This window comes from Chitinophaga sp. 01L420 (assembly GCF_056399985.1).
In genome coordinates this window covers 34,385-50,496 of sequence record NZ_JBFTSK010000018.1, presented here as the reverse complement: position 1 = coordinate 50,496, position 16,112 = coordinate 34,385, and the positions used below count along the sequence as shown (strand labels likewise).

Annotated in this window: 16 protein-coding genes; all 16 read left to right on the top strand. The window is 44.3% G+C overall.

The window, feature by feature from the left end; all coding sequences use genetic code 11:
• Window positions 1-66 precede the first annotated feature (66 nt).
• On the top strand, window positions 67-1,068 hold the full coding sequence (locus AC1DP6_RS18400; RefSeq protein WP_477056138.1) for an alpha/beta hydrolase: 1,002 nt from the start codon (window positions 67-69) through the stop codon (window positions 1,066-1,068).
• Between the two features lie 79 nt (window positions 1,069-1,147).
• Window positions 1,148-1,771 (top strand): DUF4294 domain-containing protein, encoded by a 624-nt coding sequence (locus AC1DP6_RS18395; protein WP_441574029.1) that lies wholly within the window; start codon window positions 1,148-1,150, stop codon window positions 1,769-1,771.
• A 46-nt stretch (window positions 1,772-1,817) separates the two neighbouring features.
• Window positions 1,818-2,315 carry a hypothetical protein gene (locus AC1DP6_RS18390; protein ID WP_441574028.1) on the top strand — a complete coding sequence of 166 codons (498 nt, stop codon included), beginning with the start codon at window positions 1,818-1,820 and terminating at the stop codon, window positions 2,313-2,315.
• Window positions 2,316-2,350: 35 nt separating this feature from the next.
• Window positions 2,351-3,079 (top strand): bacillithiol biosynthesis deacetylase BshB1, encoded by a 729-nt coding sequence (gene bshB1, locus AC1DP6_RS18385; protein WP_477056137.1) that lies wholly within the window; start codon window positions 2,351-2,353, stop codon window positions 3,077-3,079.
• Between the two features lie 362 nt (window positions 3,080-3,441).
• Complete coding sequence (locus AC1DP6_RS18380) at window positions 3,442-4,347, top strand: serine hydrolase (protein ID WP_477056136.1); 906 nt, start codon at window positions 3,442-3,444, stop codon at window positions 4,345-4,347.
• A gap of 424 nt (window positions 4,348-4,771) precedes the next feature.
• Window positions 4,772-5,326, top strand: coding sequence for a peroxiredoxin (locus tag AC1DP6_RS18375; RefSeq protein WP_133810274.1), 555 nt, complete (start codon window positions 4,772-4,774; stop codon window positions 5,324-5,326).
• A gap of 106 nt (window positions 5,327-5,432) precedes the next feature.
• Window positions 5,433-6,020 carry a carboxymuconolactone decarboxylase family protein gene (locus tag AC1DP6_RS18370; RefSeq protein ID WP_477056135.1) on the top strand — a complete coding sequence of 196 codons (588 nt, stop codon included), beginning with the start codon at window positions 5,433-5,435 and terminating at the stop codon, window positions 6,018-6,020.
• 194 nt (window positions 6,021-6,214) lie between these two features.
• A complete protein-coding gene (rpmB, locus tag AC1DP6_RS18365; protein ID WP_133810272.1) occupies window positions 6,215-6,451 on the top strand; it encodes a 50S ribosomal protein L28 in 237 nt (78 codons plus the stop codon).
• 30 nt (window positions 6,452-6,481) lie between these two features.
• Complete coding sequence (gene rpmG, locus AC1DP6_RS18360) at window positions 6,482-6,664, top strand: 50S ribosomal protein L33 (protein ID WP_133810271.1); 183 nt, start codon at window positions 6,482-6,484, stop codon at window positions 6,662-6,664.
• Window positions 6,665-6,738: 74 nt separating this feature from the next.
• A complete protein-coding gene (locus tag AC1DP6_RS18355) occupies window positions 6,739-6,912 on the top strand; it encodes a DUF4295 family protein (RefSeq protein ID WP_079468085.1) in 174 nt (57 codons plus the stop codon).
• A gap of 255 nt (window positions 6,913-7,167) precedes the next feature.
• Window positions 7,168-8,130: a signal recognition particle-docking protein FtsY gene (gene ftsY / locus AC1DP6_RS18350; protein ID WP_477056134.1), complete on the top strand. Its 963-nt coding sequence runs from the start codon at window positions 7,168-7,170 to the stop codon at window positions 8,128-8,130.
• Between the two features lie 211 nt (window positions 8,131-8,341).
• A complete protein-coding gene (locus AC1DP6_RS18345) occupies window positions 8,342-9,223 on the top strand; it encodes a cupin-like domain-containing protein (protein WP_477056133.1) in 882 nt (293 codons plus the stop codon).
• Between the two features lie 221 nt (window positions 9,224-9,444).
• Window positions 9,445-10,752: a 30S ribosomal protein S12 methylthiotransferase RimO gene (gene rimO / locus AC1DP6_RS18340; protein WP_477056132.1), complete on the top strand. Its 1,308-nt coding sequence runs from the start codon at window positions 9,445-9,447 to the stop codon at window positions 10,750-10,752.
• A 79-nt stretch (window positions 10,753-10,831) separates the two neighbouring features.
• Window positions 10,832-12,637 carry a DEAD/DEAH box helicase gene (locus AC1DP6_RS18335; protein WP_441574021.1) on the top strand — a complete coding sequence of 602 codons (1,806 nt, stop codon included), beginning with the start codon at window positions 10,832-10,834 and terminating at the stop codon, window positions 12,635-12,637.
• A gap of 246 nt (window positions 12,638-12,883) precedes the next feature.
• A complete protein-coding gene (gene glgB, locus AC1DP6_RS18330; RefSeq protein WP_477056131.1) occupies window positions 12,884-14,818 on the top strand; it encodes a 1,4-alpha-glucan branching protein GlgB in 1,935 nt (644 codons plus the stop codon).
• Window positions 14,819-15,135: 317 nt separating this feature from the next.
• Window positions 15,136-16,044, top strand: a complete 909-nt coding sequence (locus AC1DP6_RS18325) for a DUF4382 domain-containing protein (RefSeq protein ID WP_477056130.1) — start codon at window positions 15,136-15,138, stop codon at window positions 16,042-16,044.
• Window positions 16,045-16,112: the final 68 nt, after the last annotated feature.

Below are 16,112 nucleotides of genomic sequence, written 5' to 3'. Positions count from 1 at the left end.
ATAACCAGGGTGCGCGCGACATCTCAGAATTCTTATCTACATTTAGAGTCATTAAATTTCCTTATAATGCGTAGGTGGTTGCGTATTGCGCTCATCATTATAGCCACACTTTCAGTGGTATACCTCCTGGGGCCCAAACCGGCCGATCCGGTATATAATCATGGATTACCGTCCGTACCGGCTGCCGGTGCTGCGCTGGATGACTATATCGATGCCAGGGAAGCAAGGCATCACTTAAAGCCAGATAACCAGGCCCGCATTGTATGGTATGATTCCCTGCATCGCAAAACACCTTATGCTGTGGTATACCTGCACGGCTTCTCCGCCAGCCAGGAAGAAGGTAACCCGGTACACCGCAATTTTGCCGCACGCTTTGGCTGCAATCTTTATTTATCGAGATTGGACGGGCATGGAATAGATACTTCAGATCCGCTGTTGCATATGACCGCCGAGGGTTTATGGAAAGATGCAGAAGAAGCATTGAGTATAGGCAAGGCACTGGGCGAAAAGGTGATCCTGATGAGCACTTCTACCGGTGGTACGCTGGCATTGCAACTGGCTGCTGCTTATCCTGACGATGTTTATGCCCTGATCAATATGTCGCCCAATATTGCTATTAACGATAACCTTGCCTTCCTGGCCAATAATCCCTGGGGCCTGCAACTGGCCAGGGCGGTTAGCAAGGGGGATTTCAGGCGAGGCAGTGATAAAGACCCGGAACGGGCGAAATACTGGTACACCGACTATCGCCTGGAAGGGGTGGTACAGTTAGAAAGTCTGCTGGAATCTACCATGACTGCACAAACATTTGAAAAGATAAAACAGCCGGTACTGAATCTGTATTATTATAAAGATGAAACACACCAGGACCCCACTGTAAAAGTGGGCGCTATTTTACAGATGCAGGAGGAGTTGGGTACCCCTGATATGGAGAAGGAGGCCATCCCCATTCCAGGTGCTGGTGCACACGTGATGGGTTCGTCGCTGACTTCGCATGATTTGCCGGCGGTAGAGAAGGCGATCAGTGACTTCGCTATCAACAAGTTAAAAATGACCCCGGTACAGTAACAGGATTTAGTTGGCTTCAAATCTGAAATCTTTTTTAACTTGTGGTAACATTCCGTATTTAAGCAACGTTAAGTAATCTATGCGTCTTCGTTTCAAACAGATCATCGTTTTTGTTTTCCTGGTACTGGGCATATCCCTCTGTCACACAGGTGCGATGGCGCAAGAGGCGCATGGTGCGGATGTTATTCCGTTGCATGCAATTGTGGTGGGTAAAGACACCATTCCGGTTATTACCCTCGCTATATTCGATGTAGTAGAAAAAATGCCGAAAGCACTTCGTAAGGAACGCGAGCGCTGGAGTCGTTTACGAAATGCCGTTTATGTAACGTATCCTTATGCCAGATCTGCCGCAAAAGTGCTGAAAGACGTGAACTCCAGCATGGCTAATATGAACAAAAGAGAGCGCAAAGCTTTCCTGGCCACCAAAGAAAAAGAACTCAAAGCCCAGTTTGGCGATAAACTGGAAAATCTCTCCGTATACCAGGGCAAAGTACTCATGAAACTAATCGACCGCGAAACCGGTCAGAATTGCTTTGAAATTATCAAGGAACTCAAAGGCGGATTTAATGCCCGTGTATGGCAAACCGTTGCTTTCTTCTTTGGTGGTAACCTTAAAAGCGAGTATGACAAGCAGGAAGATAAAGACATTGAGGTAATTGTTCAGGAGCTGGAAATGTACCAGCACTACCGCGCCTATAATTAATTCTGCTATCTTCGTAATATTCGCCTGTAAAGAAAAAGGGACTATTATGAAAGCAAGGATCTTACTTATCAGCTTACTGTTTATTTCAATAGGCGCTATGGCGCAATCTGTAGAAGATGATGACCCGGTGTATGTGCTGGACAGTGTGGTAGTAACCCAAACAGCCATTGGCCAGGTAACACCGGATCGCATTGGTGTCATCACCATTGCCAAAGGTTCCAAAGCGGTATTGAAATACGGCAGCCAGGCAGCCAATGGCGTTGTATACATAGAAACCAAACCCTTTGCCCGTAAAAGGGTCAATGCACTGTTAAGCAGCCAATCTCCCGCATACGACAGCCTGTTACGTAAATACGGTAACGACAGCAGCTTTTATTTTATCGTAAACGGCAAGCCCGTAACACCCACCAACGAAACCGGTTTAATGACGGTTGACCGCAAAACATTTCGCACTGTCAGGATCATTGATGAAAAAGAGGTACAGGATAAGTACCAGGTAATGGACCGGAAGGCAGGCGTAGTCATTACCAGCTCAGAAGATTAAATATTTTCCCATCTTTGCACCTCAATTTACAGCATATGAAACTAGATATACTGGCTATAGCTGTGCACCCGGACGATGTGGAACTGGGCTGTGCAGGCACACTGATGGTACATGCGCAACAGGGAATGAAAGTAGGGGTGGTAGATCTTACCCGCGGAGAACTGGGTACCCGTGGTACCCCGGAGCTGCGGATAGCGGAAGCAGCAGCAGCAGCAAAGATTATGGGACTGGAAGTACGTGAAAATCTCGGTCTGGCTGATGGCTTTTTCAGAAATGACACCATGGAACAACTGGCGATCATTGTGGCTATCCGTAAGTACCGCCCGGATATTGTACTGGCAAATGCCATTGATGACCGTCATCCGGATCATGGACGGGCGGCCAAACTGATAGCTGACAGCTGTTTCATGGCAGGCTTGAGGAAAATCGAAACATCTTCAGATGGGCAGCCACAGGAAGCCTGGCGTCCAAAGCAGGTATATCACTTCCTGCAGGACCGTTATCATGAGCCAGACTTCGTTATAGATATTACACCAGTGATAGACAGGAAACTGGAGGCTATCAAAAGCTTCAGCTCTCAGTTCCTGGCGCCAAAAGATAACGAACCCCAGACTTATATTTCCGGCTCCGGCTTTTTTGACAGCGTGGTGTATCGTGCCAAAATGCTGGGCAAAATGGTAGGGGTGGAGTATGCTGAGGGATATACTTCCGCTAAAATGATTGGTGTGCGGAGTTTTGCGGATATGATTAATCAAACAACCTGATGATATAGCAGTTGGCATTTAGCCATTAGCTTTTAGTAAAATGCAGCGTATACCAGTCGGTGTACGCTGCATTGTTGTTATGTGGCCGGCTTGTCTGGGATCAGGTTGAAAATTTGGTGGATAGTGTAAGTTTAAGCATAAACCCCGCTATGCACCTATAGTAGAGGTGGACTTGAGGTGGACTTGAGGTGGGGATGATGAAGATAGGCCGGAGGTCAGAACCTGCCATAGTGGCGCCGATAAAGATAATTCAGGAGGAGGATGGCATTTAGAGCATATTGAGAAAACATATTCTCCAATTTTTCAATCTGATGTTCGGTGGGGGATATAAAATTTACCTGCTATTTTTCTATCTTGGTTATATGAAAAAGTTACCCTCCTTACTACTCGTGCTCCTGGTTGCTTTATCTGCCGGTGCTCAGAAAACCGACAAACGGCTCACTGCTATTTTAGCGCCCCTTCTGGAGGCTTTCCACGGGCAGGCCGGTATTTATGTGCATCACCTTAAAACGGACCGTATAGTGGCTATAAATGCCGATAGCACGTTTCCTACAGCCAGTATGATTAAAACAGCGATACAGGTAGGCATTTTTAACAAGCTGGCGAAAGGGGAGCTGCAATATCACCAGAACCTGGTGTACAGGGATTCGTTGTTATACAAGGGGGAAGACATATTGGGGTCTTTCCGGGACAGCGAGCAGATTGCGCTGGATAAGGCAGTGATGCTGATGCTGACAATGAGTGACAATACTGCCAGTTTGTGGTTGCAGTCGCTGGCAGGTGGGGGGCTGGTAATAAATCAGTGGTTGCAGGAGCACGGATTTGAGCATTTGCGGGTTAATTCCCGCACGAAAGGGAGGGAAGCGAACCGGCAGGAATACGGATGGGGGCAGACCAGTCCAAGGGAAATGGCCAGGTTGCTGGAGATGATTTATAAGGGAGAAGTGATTAGCCCTGCCGCAAGTGAGCGCATGTACCGGAATCTTACCCGTAACTACTGGGATGGGGAAGGGGTGCTACAGGTACCTACAAACGTTCGCACCGCGTCAAAAAATGGCGCGGTGGATGAATCACGTTCGGAGGTGATCATGGTAAATGCGCCTCACGGTGATTATGTGTATTGTATTATTACCAAAAACAACAAGGACCAGGGTTGGAACCATGATAATGAGGCATGGCAATTATTGCGGAAGGTGGGTTTTACACTCTGGCAGTACTATGAACCAGCCAGCCAATGGAAACCCGACCCCGCTTTGGGGCAGTTTTAGGAACGGTCAATGGGACCCGCTAAACACTAAATGAACAGATCTCGGGTAGCGTCAAATTCATCGTGTTTGATGATGCTGTTTTTGATAAACGGAATCAAAGCAAGTCCAATCGTTATAACCACCAGTAAAAAGTATTTTTTCTTCATTTCCATGCTATTTGTATTAAAAAAGTCCACTTATATAACTAAATAACGTGCCAAAATGTTACAGAAATAGCATTAAAATGTTAACTCCGGGATATTTTTTTTGACTATATAGGCGATTGTTGCCATTCCCTTTGCTACCACGGTGAAAAAAGTGATATATAGAGAAACTCAATGTCACATTTTTAAAATCTATTTGATTACTAATGAATGTAATGTGATCTTTGCGCCGTCAAAGAATAAAAATCATTAGTCTGTAAATCAAAAAGAGAATAGTTATTATGAAAAATGTTATCTTATCCGTAGGGTCAGAGTTTCCCGAATTCAAAAAAACGGCTGTTGTTTCTATCGAAAAAGGTAAAGAATTTTACGAATTGTCTTCTGAAGAACTGAAGAACTCCGGCAAATGGATGGTGATGTTCTGGTGGCCTAAAGACTTTACTTTCGTATGTCCTACTGAAATAGCTGAATTTAACAAACATGCACAGGATTTCGCTGATCGTGATGCTGTATTGATCGGTGCTTCTACTGACAGTGAATTTGTACATGCTGCATGGAGAAGAGATCATGATGATCTGCGTGGATTACAATTCCCAATGCTGGCTGACACTTCCAAATCTCTCGCTACTGAACTGGGTATCCTGGAAGCAAATGAGAAAGTTGCTTACCGTGCTACTTACATTGTAGATCCTCAGGGTATTGTACGTTGGGTTTCTTTATACGACCTGTCTGTAGGCCGTAGCGTAAAAGAAGTTTTGCGTGTACTGGATGCACTGCAAACAGATGAGCTGTGTCCGTGCAACTGGACTAAAGGCGAAGCTACGCTGACTGCTTAATTTATTTTGAATTACGAATTACGAATTACGAATTACGGGTATGTCTTCCCACAAATCCGTAATTCGTAATTCCTAATTCGTAATTTTTAATTAAAAAAATATTTATATGTTTGCAACTACAAATCAGGATACCGCAGTTCAATTACTGGAAGCAGTGGGTTTGACGAGTGAACAGGTATCCGGCAAATTGCAATCACTGGTAAATGTGGATGCACGTTACCTGAAAGATTTGAAGATCAATGTATCCAACTCTCTTGCGGCAGCTACGCTGACAAAGAAAGAGGCTTACCTGATCGGGGTGGCGGTAGCGGTGAATGAGAAGCATACCGACCTGCAGGCGGCTTTTGAAAAGCTGGCTGTCCAGGAAGGTGCAGTGGATAAGGATATCGCAGAAGTGATTAGTTGTACTTCCCTCATGAATGCCAATAACGTGTTTTATCGTTTCAGGCATTTTGTGAATAAGGAATTTTACACCACTACACCTGCCGGTATCAGGATGAGCATTATGGCCAACCCGGTATTAGGGAAAGAATTTTTTGAGCTGTTGAGCCTGGTGGTATCAGCACTCAATGGTTGCGAAATGTGCGTTACTTCCCACGAAGAAGCCTTGTTGAAACATGGTACGGATCAGCAAAGAGTGTTGGAAGCGGTAAGATTAGGCGCTGTTTTACGTAGCCTTGTTGTATTATTGTAAAATTATTTTTTAGATAAAAGACAGATGAAAATTTGTCTGATAATCATTTGATTATCAATAATTTGCATTGTGTTCACATCTTAAGTAAAGACGCTTTATAAGTGACTTTAAATGTACTTGTGAATAAATTCATTTAATAATATTTGCAAAATCCATAAATAAATTGGACTTTTGCATTCCTAAATTTTTAGATCATGGCAAGAGTATGTCAGGTGACAGGAAAGAAGCCGATCACAGGTCACCATGTTTCCTTCTCCAACATTAAGACAAACAGAAGGTTTCTTCCTAACCTGCAAAAGAAGCGTTTTTTCCTGGCAGAAGAAGACAAATGGATATCATTGAAAGTTTCTGCTGATGGTATCAGAACCATCAACAAGAGAGGTTTGTATGCAGTTGTGAAGGAATTGCGTGCAGCTGGTCAGGCAATCTAATTCTAAGACTCACTTAATTTGTAATACACAATGGCAAAAAAAGGCAATAGAGTACAGGTAATTCTGGAGTGCACAGAACATAAGACTTCTGGCAAACCCGGAACTTCCCGTTACATCTCTAACAAGAATAAGAAGAATACTCCTGAGCGTCTGGAGTTGAAAAAGTACAATCCTATCTTAAGGAAAGTAACTGTTCACAAAGAAATTAAATAAGTAATTGTTGATGGTGAATGGCTGTATTTGCATACCAGCCAGTTAGCCATTAGACCATAAAAACAATAGATACAATGGCAAAAGTAGCTTCAAAGAACGCGAAAGTCAAAGATACTAAAGCAGCAGCTGAATCAAAAGTATGGACTAAGGTGATCAGAGCAATCCGCTCTCCTAAAACCGGTGCTTATACTTTTAAGGAAGCAATTGTACACAAGGACAAGATCCAGGAGTACATGACACAAAAGTAATTCGGCTTTACTAATAATACTGAAAGGCTGTCCCGTTAAACGGACAGCTTTTTGTGTTGATATAGCTTTTAGCCGTTAGCTTTTAGCAAAATGCAGCGGGTATATAATTTATGCCCGCTGCATTTTGCTAAAAGCTAAAAGCTAACGGCTAGAAGCTAAAAAGATGTATTTTAGCAACTTGTTGTAATGATGCTGTGATTAAGCAGCCGGATAACTCAAATAAACCGGGAGGACCCGGACCCAATTAAACTAACTATGAGCTTTTTCAATAAACTATTTTCCAGGGAGAAGAAGGAAAATCTGGATCAGGGTTTACAAAAAACCAAAGAGAGCTTCCTGAGTAAAATAGGACGCGCCATTGCAGGGAAGTCAACGGTAGACACCGAAGTATTGGATAACCTGGAAGATGCCCTTATTTCTGCTGATGTAGGCGTAGATACAACTGTAAAAATCATTGATCGGATTGAACAACGTGTGGCGAAGGATAAATATCTGGGAACCAGCGAATTAAACAGGATGTTGCAGGAAGAGATTGCAGCCATTCTGGTAGACGCACCGGATAGTGGATTCCGTGATTTTGATGTACCGGCTGGTAAAAAGCCTTATGTAATCATGGTGGTAGGTGTAAATGGTGTGGGTAAAACCACTACCATCGGGAAACTGGCATATAACTTCAAGAAAGCAGGTAAATCGGTGATGCTGGGTGCCGCGGATACATTCCGTGCTGCGGCCGTGGATCAGCTGACTATCTGGAGCGAAAGAGCAGGGGTGCCTATTGTAAAGCAACAAATGGGTTCCGATCCGGGTGCTGTGGCCTTCGATACTGTACAAAGCGGCGCAGCTAAAGATGTGGACGTAATTATTATAGATACGGCAGGCCGTTTGCATAACAAACTCCATCTGATGGATGAGTTGGGCAAAATCAAACGTGTGATGAAAAAGGTGATTCCGGATGCCCCGCATGAAGTATTGCTGGTGCTGGATGGCTCTACCGGTCAGAATGCCCTGGAACAGGCCAAGCAGTTTACCGCTACCACAGAAGTAACCGCACTGGCTATTACCAAGCTGGATGGCACTGCTAAAGGTGGAGTAGTACTGGCCATCGCCAATCAGTTCAAAATACCTGTAAAATACATCGGCATCGGTGAAAAAATGGAGGATTTACAAGTGTTTAATAAGGAAACTTTTGTAGATTCACTTTTTAGTGTAAATGATTGATTATCTGATTAATATAATTGTTATTTCGTAATTGGCACAAGGCTTGCTTAATATTTTACTTTAAATAAAAAATCATTGTTCGGGCTCCCTGTACGGAGCCCGGCCGTTTTCATCAACATTCAGCCTGTTTCTTTGTTTTGATACAATAAAACTGCATTTATTACATTTGAATATTGTTCCCTTTTTGTACCCTTTTTAACAATTCGTAAGTATGATAGTACAGCACATAGATCGAGTTGAAGATATTACACCAGCGGAATTCAAGAAGAACTACTACTATCCACGTAAACCTGTTATCATCTCGGCAGGAGGCCTCAGCAAAAACTGGCCGGCTTATACAAAGTGGACGTGGGATTATTTCAAATCGATAGTGGGAGACAAGACAGTGGGGGTATATAATAATGAGCGCGCCGGCGTGAATACCCTTGTTAATGGAGCAGATGATTACATTTCTTTTGGTGAATACCTTACTATGGTGGAGCGGGGACCGGTAGCCCTCCGCATTTTTCTCTTTAATATTTTTCAGCACGCACCTCAGCTGGTGGAAGATTTTACCTGGCCGGATAAGCTGTCCACAGGTTTTCTGAAAAAGTATCCCATGTTGTTTGTGGGAGGCGCCGGTTCAGTAGCGCATATGCATTACGATATTGACCTGTCCCATATCTTTCATACACAGTTCCTGGGCAGGAAACGGGTGCTTTTACTGGAAAATAAGCAGGCGCCGTTTATTTACCGCATGCCTTTTACCGTAGAGAGCGCGGCTAACTTTGTCAACTGGCACGAGAACCTGGACTTTGAACAGTTTCCTGCCCTCAAGCATGCCAGGGGCTATACCACTATTCTCAATCACGGAGATACCATGTTTATGCCGGCAGGTTACTGGCATCATATGGAGTACCTGGATGGCGGGTTTGCCATGAGTTTACGGGCAATGGATCCTACCTTACTCGGTAAATTGAACGGATTATATCATTTGGTTGGTCTGAGAGGGATGAATAACCTGATGATTAAGATGGCCCCCAAATGGTGGTACTATTATAAAAGAAGACTCGCCAGAGCGCGTGCAGACAAGGCCTTGCAGGAACTGAGCTGATATAAGGATGAGTACATGCTAAGTAGCTAAACAACAGTTACTTAGCATAAATTTCCAATTGTCAATTCTTTTTGCTACCTTTGCACCTTCCTTATTTCAACCCCCACTAAGACTCAAGTCACATACAGTAAGTCTGCTGTTAAATTCAATCAGTGTCTGTGTGTCTTCGTGGCGGTAGCGGTTCAAAGAATGCTTGACCGCTTGTTTAAAACAATTCGCGCTTGAAGACAAAAACTTTAAAGAAAGACAAGGTTAATATAATTACGCTTGGTTGCTCCAAGAATATGGTGGATTCAGAGGTGCTGAGTGGACAGCTCGTGGCCAATGATATCGATGTAGTGCATGAAAGTGCCAAACGCGACCATAATATTGTAGTGGTGAACACGTGTGGTTTTATTGACAAGGCCAAAGAAGAATCGATTAATACCATTCTGGAGCAGGTAGAACTGAAACAGCGCGGTAAACTGGATAAAGTATATGTTACCGGATGTCTGAGCGAGCGTTATCGTGGCGACCTGGAATCAGAAATTGAAGGTGTGGACGCCTGGTTTGGTACCATGGAACTCCCCCTGATCCTCAAGAAATTTGATGCAGATTATAAAGCAGAACTGGTTGGTGAAAGATTACTGAGTACACCGTCTCACTATGCTTACCTGAAAATTGCAGAAGGCTGTAACCGTACCTGTTCTTTTTGTGCGATTCCGCTGATGCGTGGTACACACGTTTCCAGACCCATTGAAGATCTGGTGCTGGAAGCAGAGAAACTGGTAAAATCAGGTGTAAAGGAAATCATGCTGATTGCACAGGAGCTGACCTATTATGGTTTGGACCTGTACAAACAACGTCGCCTGGGTGACCTGATGCGTGCGCTGGCAGGTGTAAAAGGGCTGGAGTGGATTCGTCTCCATTATGCTTATCCAACGAAGTTCCCTATGGAAATTCTGGATGTGATGAATGAGTTCCCCAATATCTGCAACTATATTGATATGCCATTGCAACATGCTTCCAATGCCATGTTAAAAGCAATGAAGCGTCAGATTACCCGTGAAGAAATAGAAGAGCTGGTACATAACATCCGGGCTAAAGTACCTGGTATCTGTTTACGTACCACCCTCATTGCAGGTTTCCCTGGCGAAACGGAAGATGATGTAGAAGAGCTGAAAGGCTTCCTGGAAAGAATGCGCTTTGATCGTGTAGGGGTGTTTACCTACAGCCACGAAGAAGGTACCAGCGCGTATGCACTGGAAGACAATATTCCGGCAGAAGAAAAAGAGAGAAGAGCGCAGGAAATCATGGAAGTTCAACAGGAAATTTCCCTGGAAAAAAATCAGGAGAAAGTAGGAAAGATCTTCAAAGTAATAATAGACAAGAAAGAAGCGGGCAGATATTTAGCCCGTACCGAGTTTGATTCGGTGGAAGTAGATAACGAAGTGATTATCGATACTACCAAACGCCTGAAACCAGGTGATTTAGTAGAAGTCCGTATCACCAAAGCATTTGACTACGACCTCGAAGGCGAGCTGGTGTAAATAATATTTCTAACAGCTGATAGCTAATCGCTAAAAGCTATATCCACAGCTCCCGACGGAGCTTGATTAATGCAAATCAATGACTACATTTGAATCACTGGGCTTACAAGAGCCTATCTTAAAGGGAATTACGGACCTGGGCTTCGTTTCCCCAACTCCCATCCAGGAACAGGCAATACCAGTATTGTTAGGAGGTGACCGCGATTTCGTAGGTCTTGCCCAGACGGGCACCGGTAAGACTGCTGCATTTGGCCTGCCTTTGCTGCAGCAACTGGATCTGAAAATTAATAAACCACAGAGTCTGATTTTATGTCCTACTCGTGAACTGTGTCTTCAGATCACAAGTGATCTGAAAAATTTTAGTAAATATCTCGGCGATGTTAGCATCGTAGCGGTATATGGTGGTTCCAGCATTGTACAACAATTGCGGGAACTGAAAAGAGGTGTTCACGTTGTAGTGGCCACTCCAGGTCGTTTACTGGATATTATAGAACGTGGTGCCGTTAATTTTGATAACGTGCGTTACGCAATACTGGATGAAGCAGATGAAATGCTGAACATGGGATTCCAGGAAGATATCAACAGTATCTTGTCTAACACACCGGATAGCAAAACTACCTGGTTGTTTTCTGCAACAATGCCGCAGGAAGTTCGTCGTATCGCCAAGAAATACATGGAAGATCCGTTTGAACTGACTGTTGGTAGCAAAAACAGCGGTAACGTTAATATAGAACACGAATACTACATCGTTCGTCCGCGTGAAAAATATGCGGCCCTGAAACGTATCGTGGATTTCAACCCTGAAATTTTTGGTATCATCTTTACCCGTACCAAAATTGAATCACAGGAAATTGCTGAATCACTGATTAAGGATGGCTACAATGCGGATGCATTGCATGGTGACCTGACGCAGCAGCAACGTGATAAAGTAATGAAGCGTTTCCGCGAAAGAGCACTGCAGGTGCTGGTAGCTACTGATGTGGCAGCCCGTGGTATTGACGTGGATAACGTTACACACGTAATCAACTACGATTTACCGGATGACGTAGAAAACTACACCCACAGAAGTGGTCGTACCGGTAGAGCAGGTAAATCAGGTATCTCTATTGCTATCATCAGCGCACGTGATACCGGTAAAATCCGCCAGATCGAGAGAGTACTGGGTAAGAAATTTGTAAAGGCAGAAGTACCGGATGGTTTCGCAGTTTGTGAAAAACAACTGTTTGGCCTGGTACATAAAGTACATAACGTAGTAGTAAACGAAGAACAGATTGAACCTTACATGGAACGCATCAACGAAGAGTTTGCGTCTATGACCAAGGAAGATCTGATCAAACGTTTTGCTTCTCTCGAATTCAACCAGTTCCTGGAATATTACCAGGACGCACCTGATCTGAATGCAAAAGACGACAGACGTGCAGGTACCCTCGGAGACGACAGAGGTCCACGCAGAAGCGATGGCAAATTCACCCGTTTATTCATCAACCTGGGTTCAGTAGATGATTTCAACCGTGGCGATATGCTCCGTTACCTGTGCGACAACACTGGCTTACGTGGTAATAAAATCGGTCGTATTGATCTGAAAGGAGTTTATTCTTTCTTTGAAGTAGAGAACGAAGAATTGCCTAAAGTAACAGAAGCTTTCAAGAAAGTGGAATACAACGGCCGCAGCGTAAGGATAGAAATGTCTCAGGATGGCGACAGACGCCCACGCACTGGTGGCGGTGGTGGAGATCGTGGTCCACGCAGAGAAGATGGTCCGCGTAAAAGAAGCTGGAGCTCTGAAGGTGGTAGCAGCCGTCCAGGCGGTAGCCGTACCGGTGGTGGCGACAGACGCGAGTCTTTCGGCAGCGGTGGTAAACCTCCGTACAAAAAGAAATACTAATCCGGTTAACGGAGTAGCGATATAGAAAAAAGCGTCTCAGTAATACTGAGGCGCTTTTTTATTTTAAGGACCATTGGCTTGTTTGATTTATTTAAATGGGCGTATCTGCACGAACAGTGAGCAATTAGAGAGGCTGTCAAAGTACCGGGCAGCCTTTTTTCTTTTTAAATAACTGTTTCCCCGTATCTGCCATTTTCCCAAAATTTAACTACCTTGTTTATCTAGACACCCAATTCACACGTTACTATGATCGGAGATACTAATCGCGCTTTACAGTATGTTGAACCGTTTTCCCTATTTTCTTCCAGTGATATTACCCTCTTTCAGGCCGGATCACATTACCGGCTATACGAAAAGTTTGGTGCACACCCTATGGAATTGGAAGGTGCTAACGGGACTTATTTCGCCGTATGGGCGCCGGATGCTGCATTTGTAGCAGTGATGGGTGATTTTAACGGGTGGGACCACTACAGTCACACCTTGCTGCCCCGCTGGGATAGCTCCGGTATCTGGGAAGGTTTTGTACCTGGCGTAAAAGCCGGTTCTCTCTATAAATATTTTATCAGGTCTCATAGTGGGGAAGAGCTGATTAAAGGCGATCCTTATGCGAATTACTGGGAAGTGCGTCCTAAAACGGCTTCTGTGGTATATCCGCTGGATTATGAGTGGGATGACAAGAAGTGGATGAGTCAGCGGGCAAAGCGTAATTCGTTGGACAGTCCTTTTGCGGTATATGAAGTACATCTGGGCTCCTGGCGTCGTCCGGACCCTTCGGATCCGGAGCGTGTTTATTCTTACCAGGAGATTGCTGACATGCTGGTGCCTTACGTGAAGGAAATGGGCTTTACCCATGTAGAGCTGATGCCGGTAATGGAACATCCTTTTGATGGTTCCTGGGGCTATCAGCTGACCGGTTATTTTGCACCTACTTCCAGGCATGGTACACCACAGGATTTCATGGAGATGGTGGAAGCATTCCACCTGGCAGATATTGGGGTGATACTGGATTGGGTACCCTCACATTTTCCGTATGATGCGCATGGGTTATATCGTTTTGACGGATCGCATGTGTATGAATATGCGGATATGCGTAAGGGTTATCATCCGGATTGGAACAGCTATATTTTTAATTATGCGCGTAACGAGGTAAGATCTTTTTTGCTGAGTAATGCGGTGTTCTGGTTCGACCGTTTCCATGCAGATGGTTTGCGGGTAGATGCGATTGCTTCTATGATACACCTGGATTATTCCCGTGAAAAAGGCGCCTGGGTGCCGAATGAACTGGGTGGAAATGAAAATCTGGAAGCCATCAGTTTCCTGAAGAAAATGAATGAAACGATCTATGCCCTGTTTCCGGATGTTCAGACCATTGCGGAAGATTCCACTTCGCATTATGGCGTGTCCAGGCCTACGTTTATGGGAGGACTGGGCTTTGGCATGAAATGGATGATGGGCTGGATGAATGATACGCTGGACTATTTTAAAAAGGATCCGATACATCGTAAATGGTATCAGAATGATCTGACGTTTAGTTTGGTGTATGCCTTTGGCGAGAACTTTATGCTGCCGCTGAGTCATGATGAGGTAGTGCATGGGAAGTCGCCAATGTTGTATAAAATGCCTGGTGATGACTGGCAGAAATTCGCGAATCTCCGCCTGTTGTATAGTTATATGTATACGCACCCCGGTAYCAAGCTGCTGTTTATGGGAGATGAGTTTGGTCAGACTTCGGAATGGAATTACCGTGGTGAGCTGGACTGGCACCTGATGCAACATACCACGCATAAGGGACTGAAAGCATTTGTGACAGATCTCAATCAGTTGTATGTCAATACCACCGCCTTGTACGAGCAGCAATTTGATGCGGCCGGATTTGAGTGGATTACGGTGAATGATTATGATAATTGTGTGATCGCCTATGTGCGAAAAGGAAAAGAGCAGGGAGATGTATTACTGGTGGTGTTGAATATGACGCCGGTAGTGCGGGAGAATTACCTGATAGGATTGCCTGTAGGAGGAGAGTGGGAAGAAGTACTCAACAGTGATGCACCGAAGTATTATGGTAGTGGTGTAGTGAACACAGGTATCTTAAAAACAACGCAACAGATCTATAACGGTAGAGACTATACGCTTTCTTTGCGTTTGCCACCATTGGGCGCAACGATATTGAAGCTGCAATAATATTGCTGAAGGATCGGGTATCGATTTGGTGGGGTATTGTCTCCGCAAATGCTTTACCCGTCAATGGTCAGCCAAGTATACTATTTACGATGCTGAAAAAGTTTAATGCCAGGTAAGGGCCGGTCTCACAGAGACTGGCCCATTTTTTTTGGCTAATTTTTTGTTTGTTTTAAACTTTCCGCAATTCGCACCATCTATTATCCGGACTGTTCCGGAACAGCAATAATGCCAGGCATAAGGCGTTTTATACAGGACGTGAACTTTCAGCCAGATCGAATCGAACCATACTTTTATTAGACACTTAAAACCATTCATTTATGAAAAACTTTCTCCGTAAGCCGGGGCTTGGTTTAGTGATGGCAGCAATCGTTGCCTTTACTATGATGGAAGCCTGTAAAAAGGATAATTCAGCTTCCGTCTCTAATATTCCACCCAATCAGCAAAAGGTAAGTCTCTTCCTTTCCGATGATCCGGGTTATTTCGACAAGGTATTACTGGATATCCGTAAAGTTGAAGTGCTGGTAGATACATGTGGTAAAACGGATGATGATGGATGGGATGATAAAGACAGATGTTGGTGGGATGAGGATCATGATCACGACAGGAACCCCAAACCTGATACCTGCCAGTTATGGGATTCATTGGGTATTCATCCGGGCATTTATGATCTGCTGACCTTGCGTAACGGAGCAGATACTTTACTGGCCGGTGGTAATGTACACAAAGGAACAATGGAACGTATCCGTATCACGGTAGGTAACCAGAACTCACTGGTAAAAGACGGTGTTACTTATCCGTTGAAGTCCGTATCCGGTCAGTCAAAGATTATTGTAAGAGTGCGTCATAATGAATGGGACCAGCTGAGTACAGATGATCTGCAATTGTGGTTAGACTTTGATATACAGCGTTCTATTATCAGAACCTGGAACGGACAGTTCATTCTGAGACCTTACATCAATGTATTTACCATTCTGAAAATGGGTAGTCTTTCTGGTAAGGTAACACCATGGGATGCGTATCCTGTGCTGTCTGTTTACAACAGCAATAAGGACACTTTATATGCGTTGCCATGGAGAAATGGGGATTATAAAGTGCGTGGTCTGAAAGTAGGCGACTGGAGTATATTTGTGAATGCCTCTAATGGTTACAAGGACACTACTATTACCGGGGTGAAAGTAGAACGTGGTAAAGACACGAAGGTAGGAGATATCAAACTGCATAAATAACAATTAATCCGGACGGTGATGCGTTAATAGCAGATATCACTGTCCGGATTTTCAATTATATGTATAAA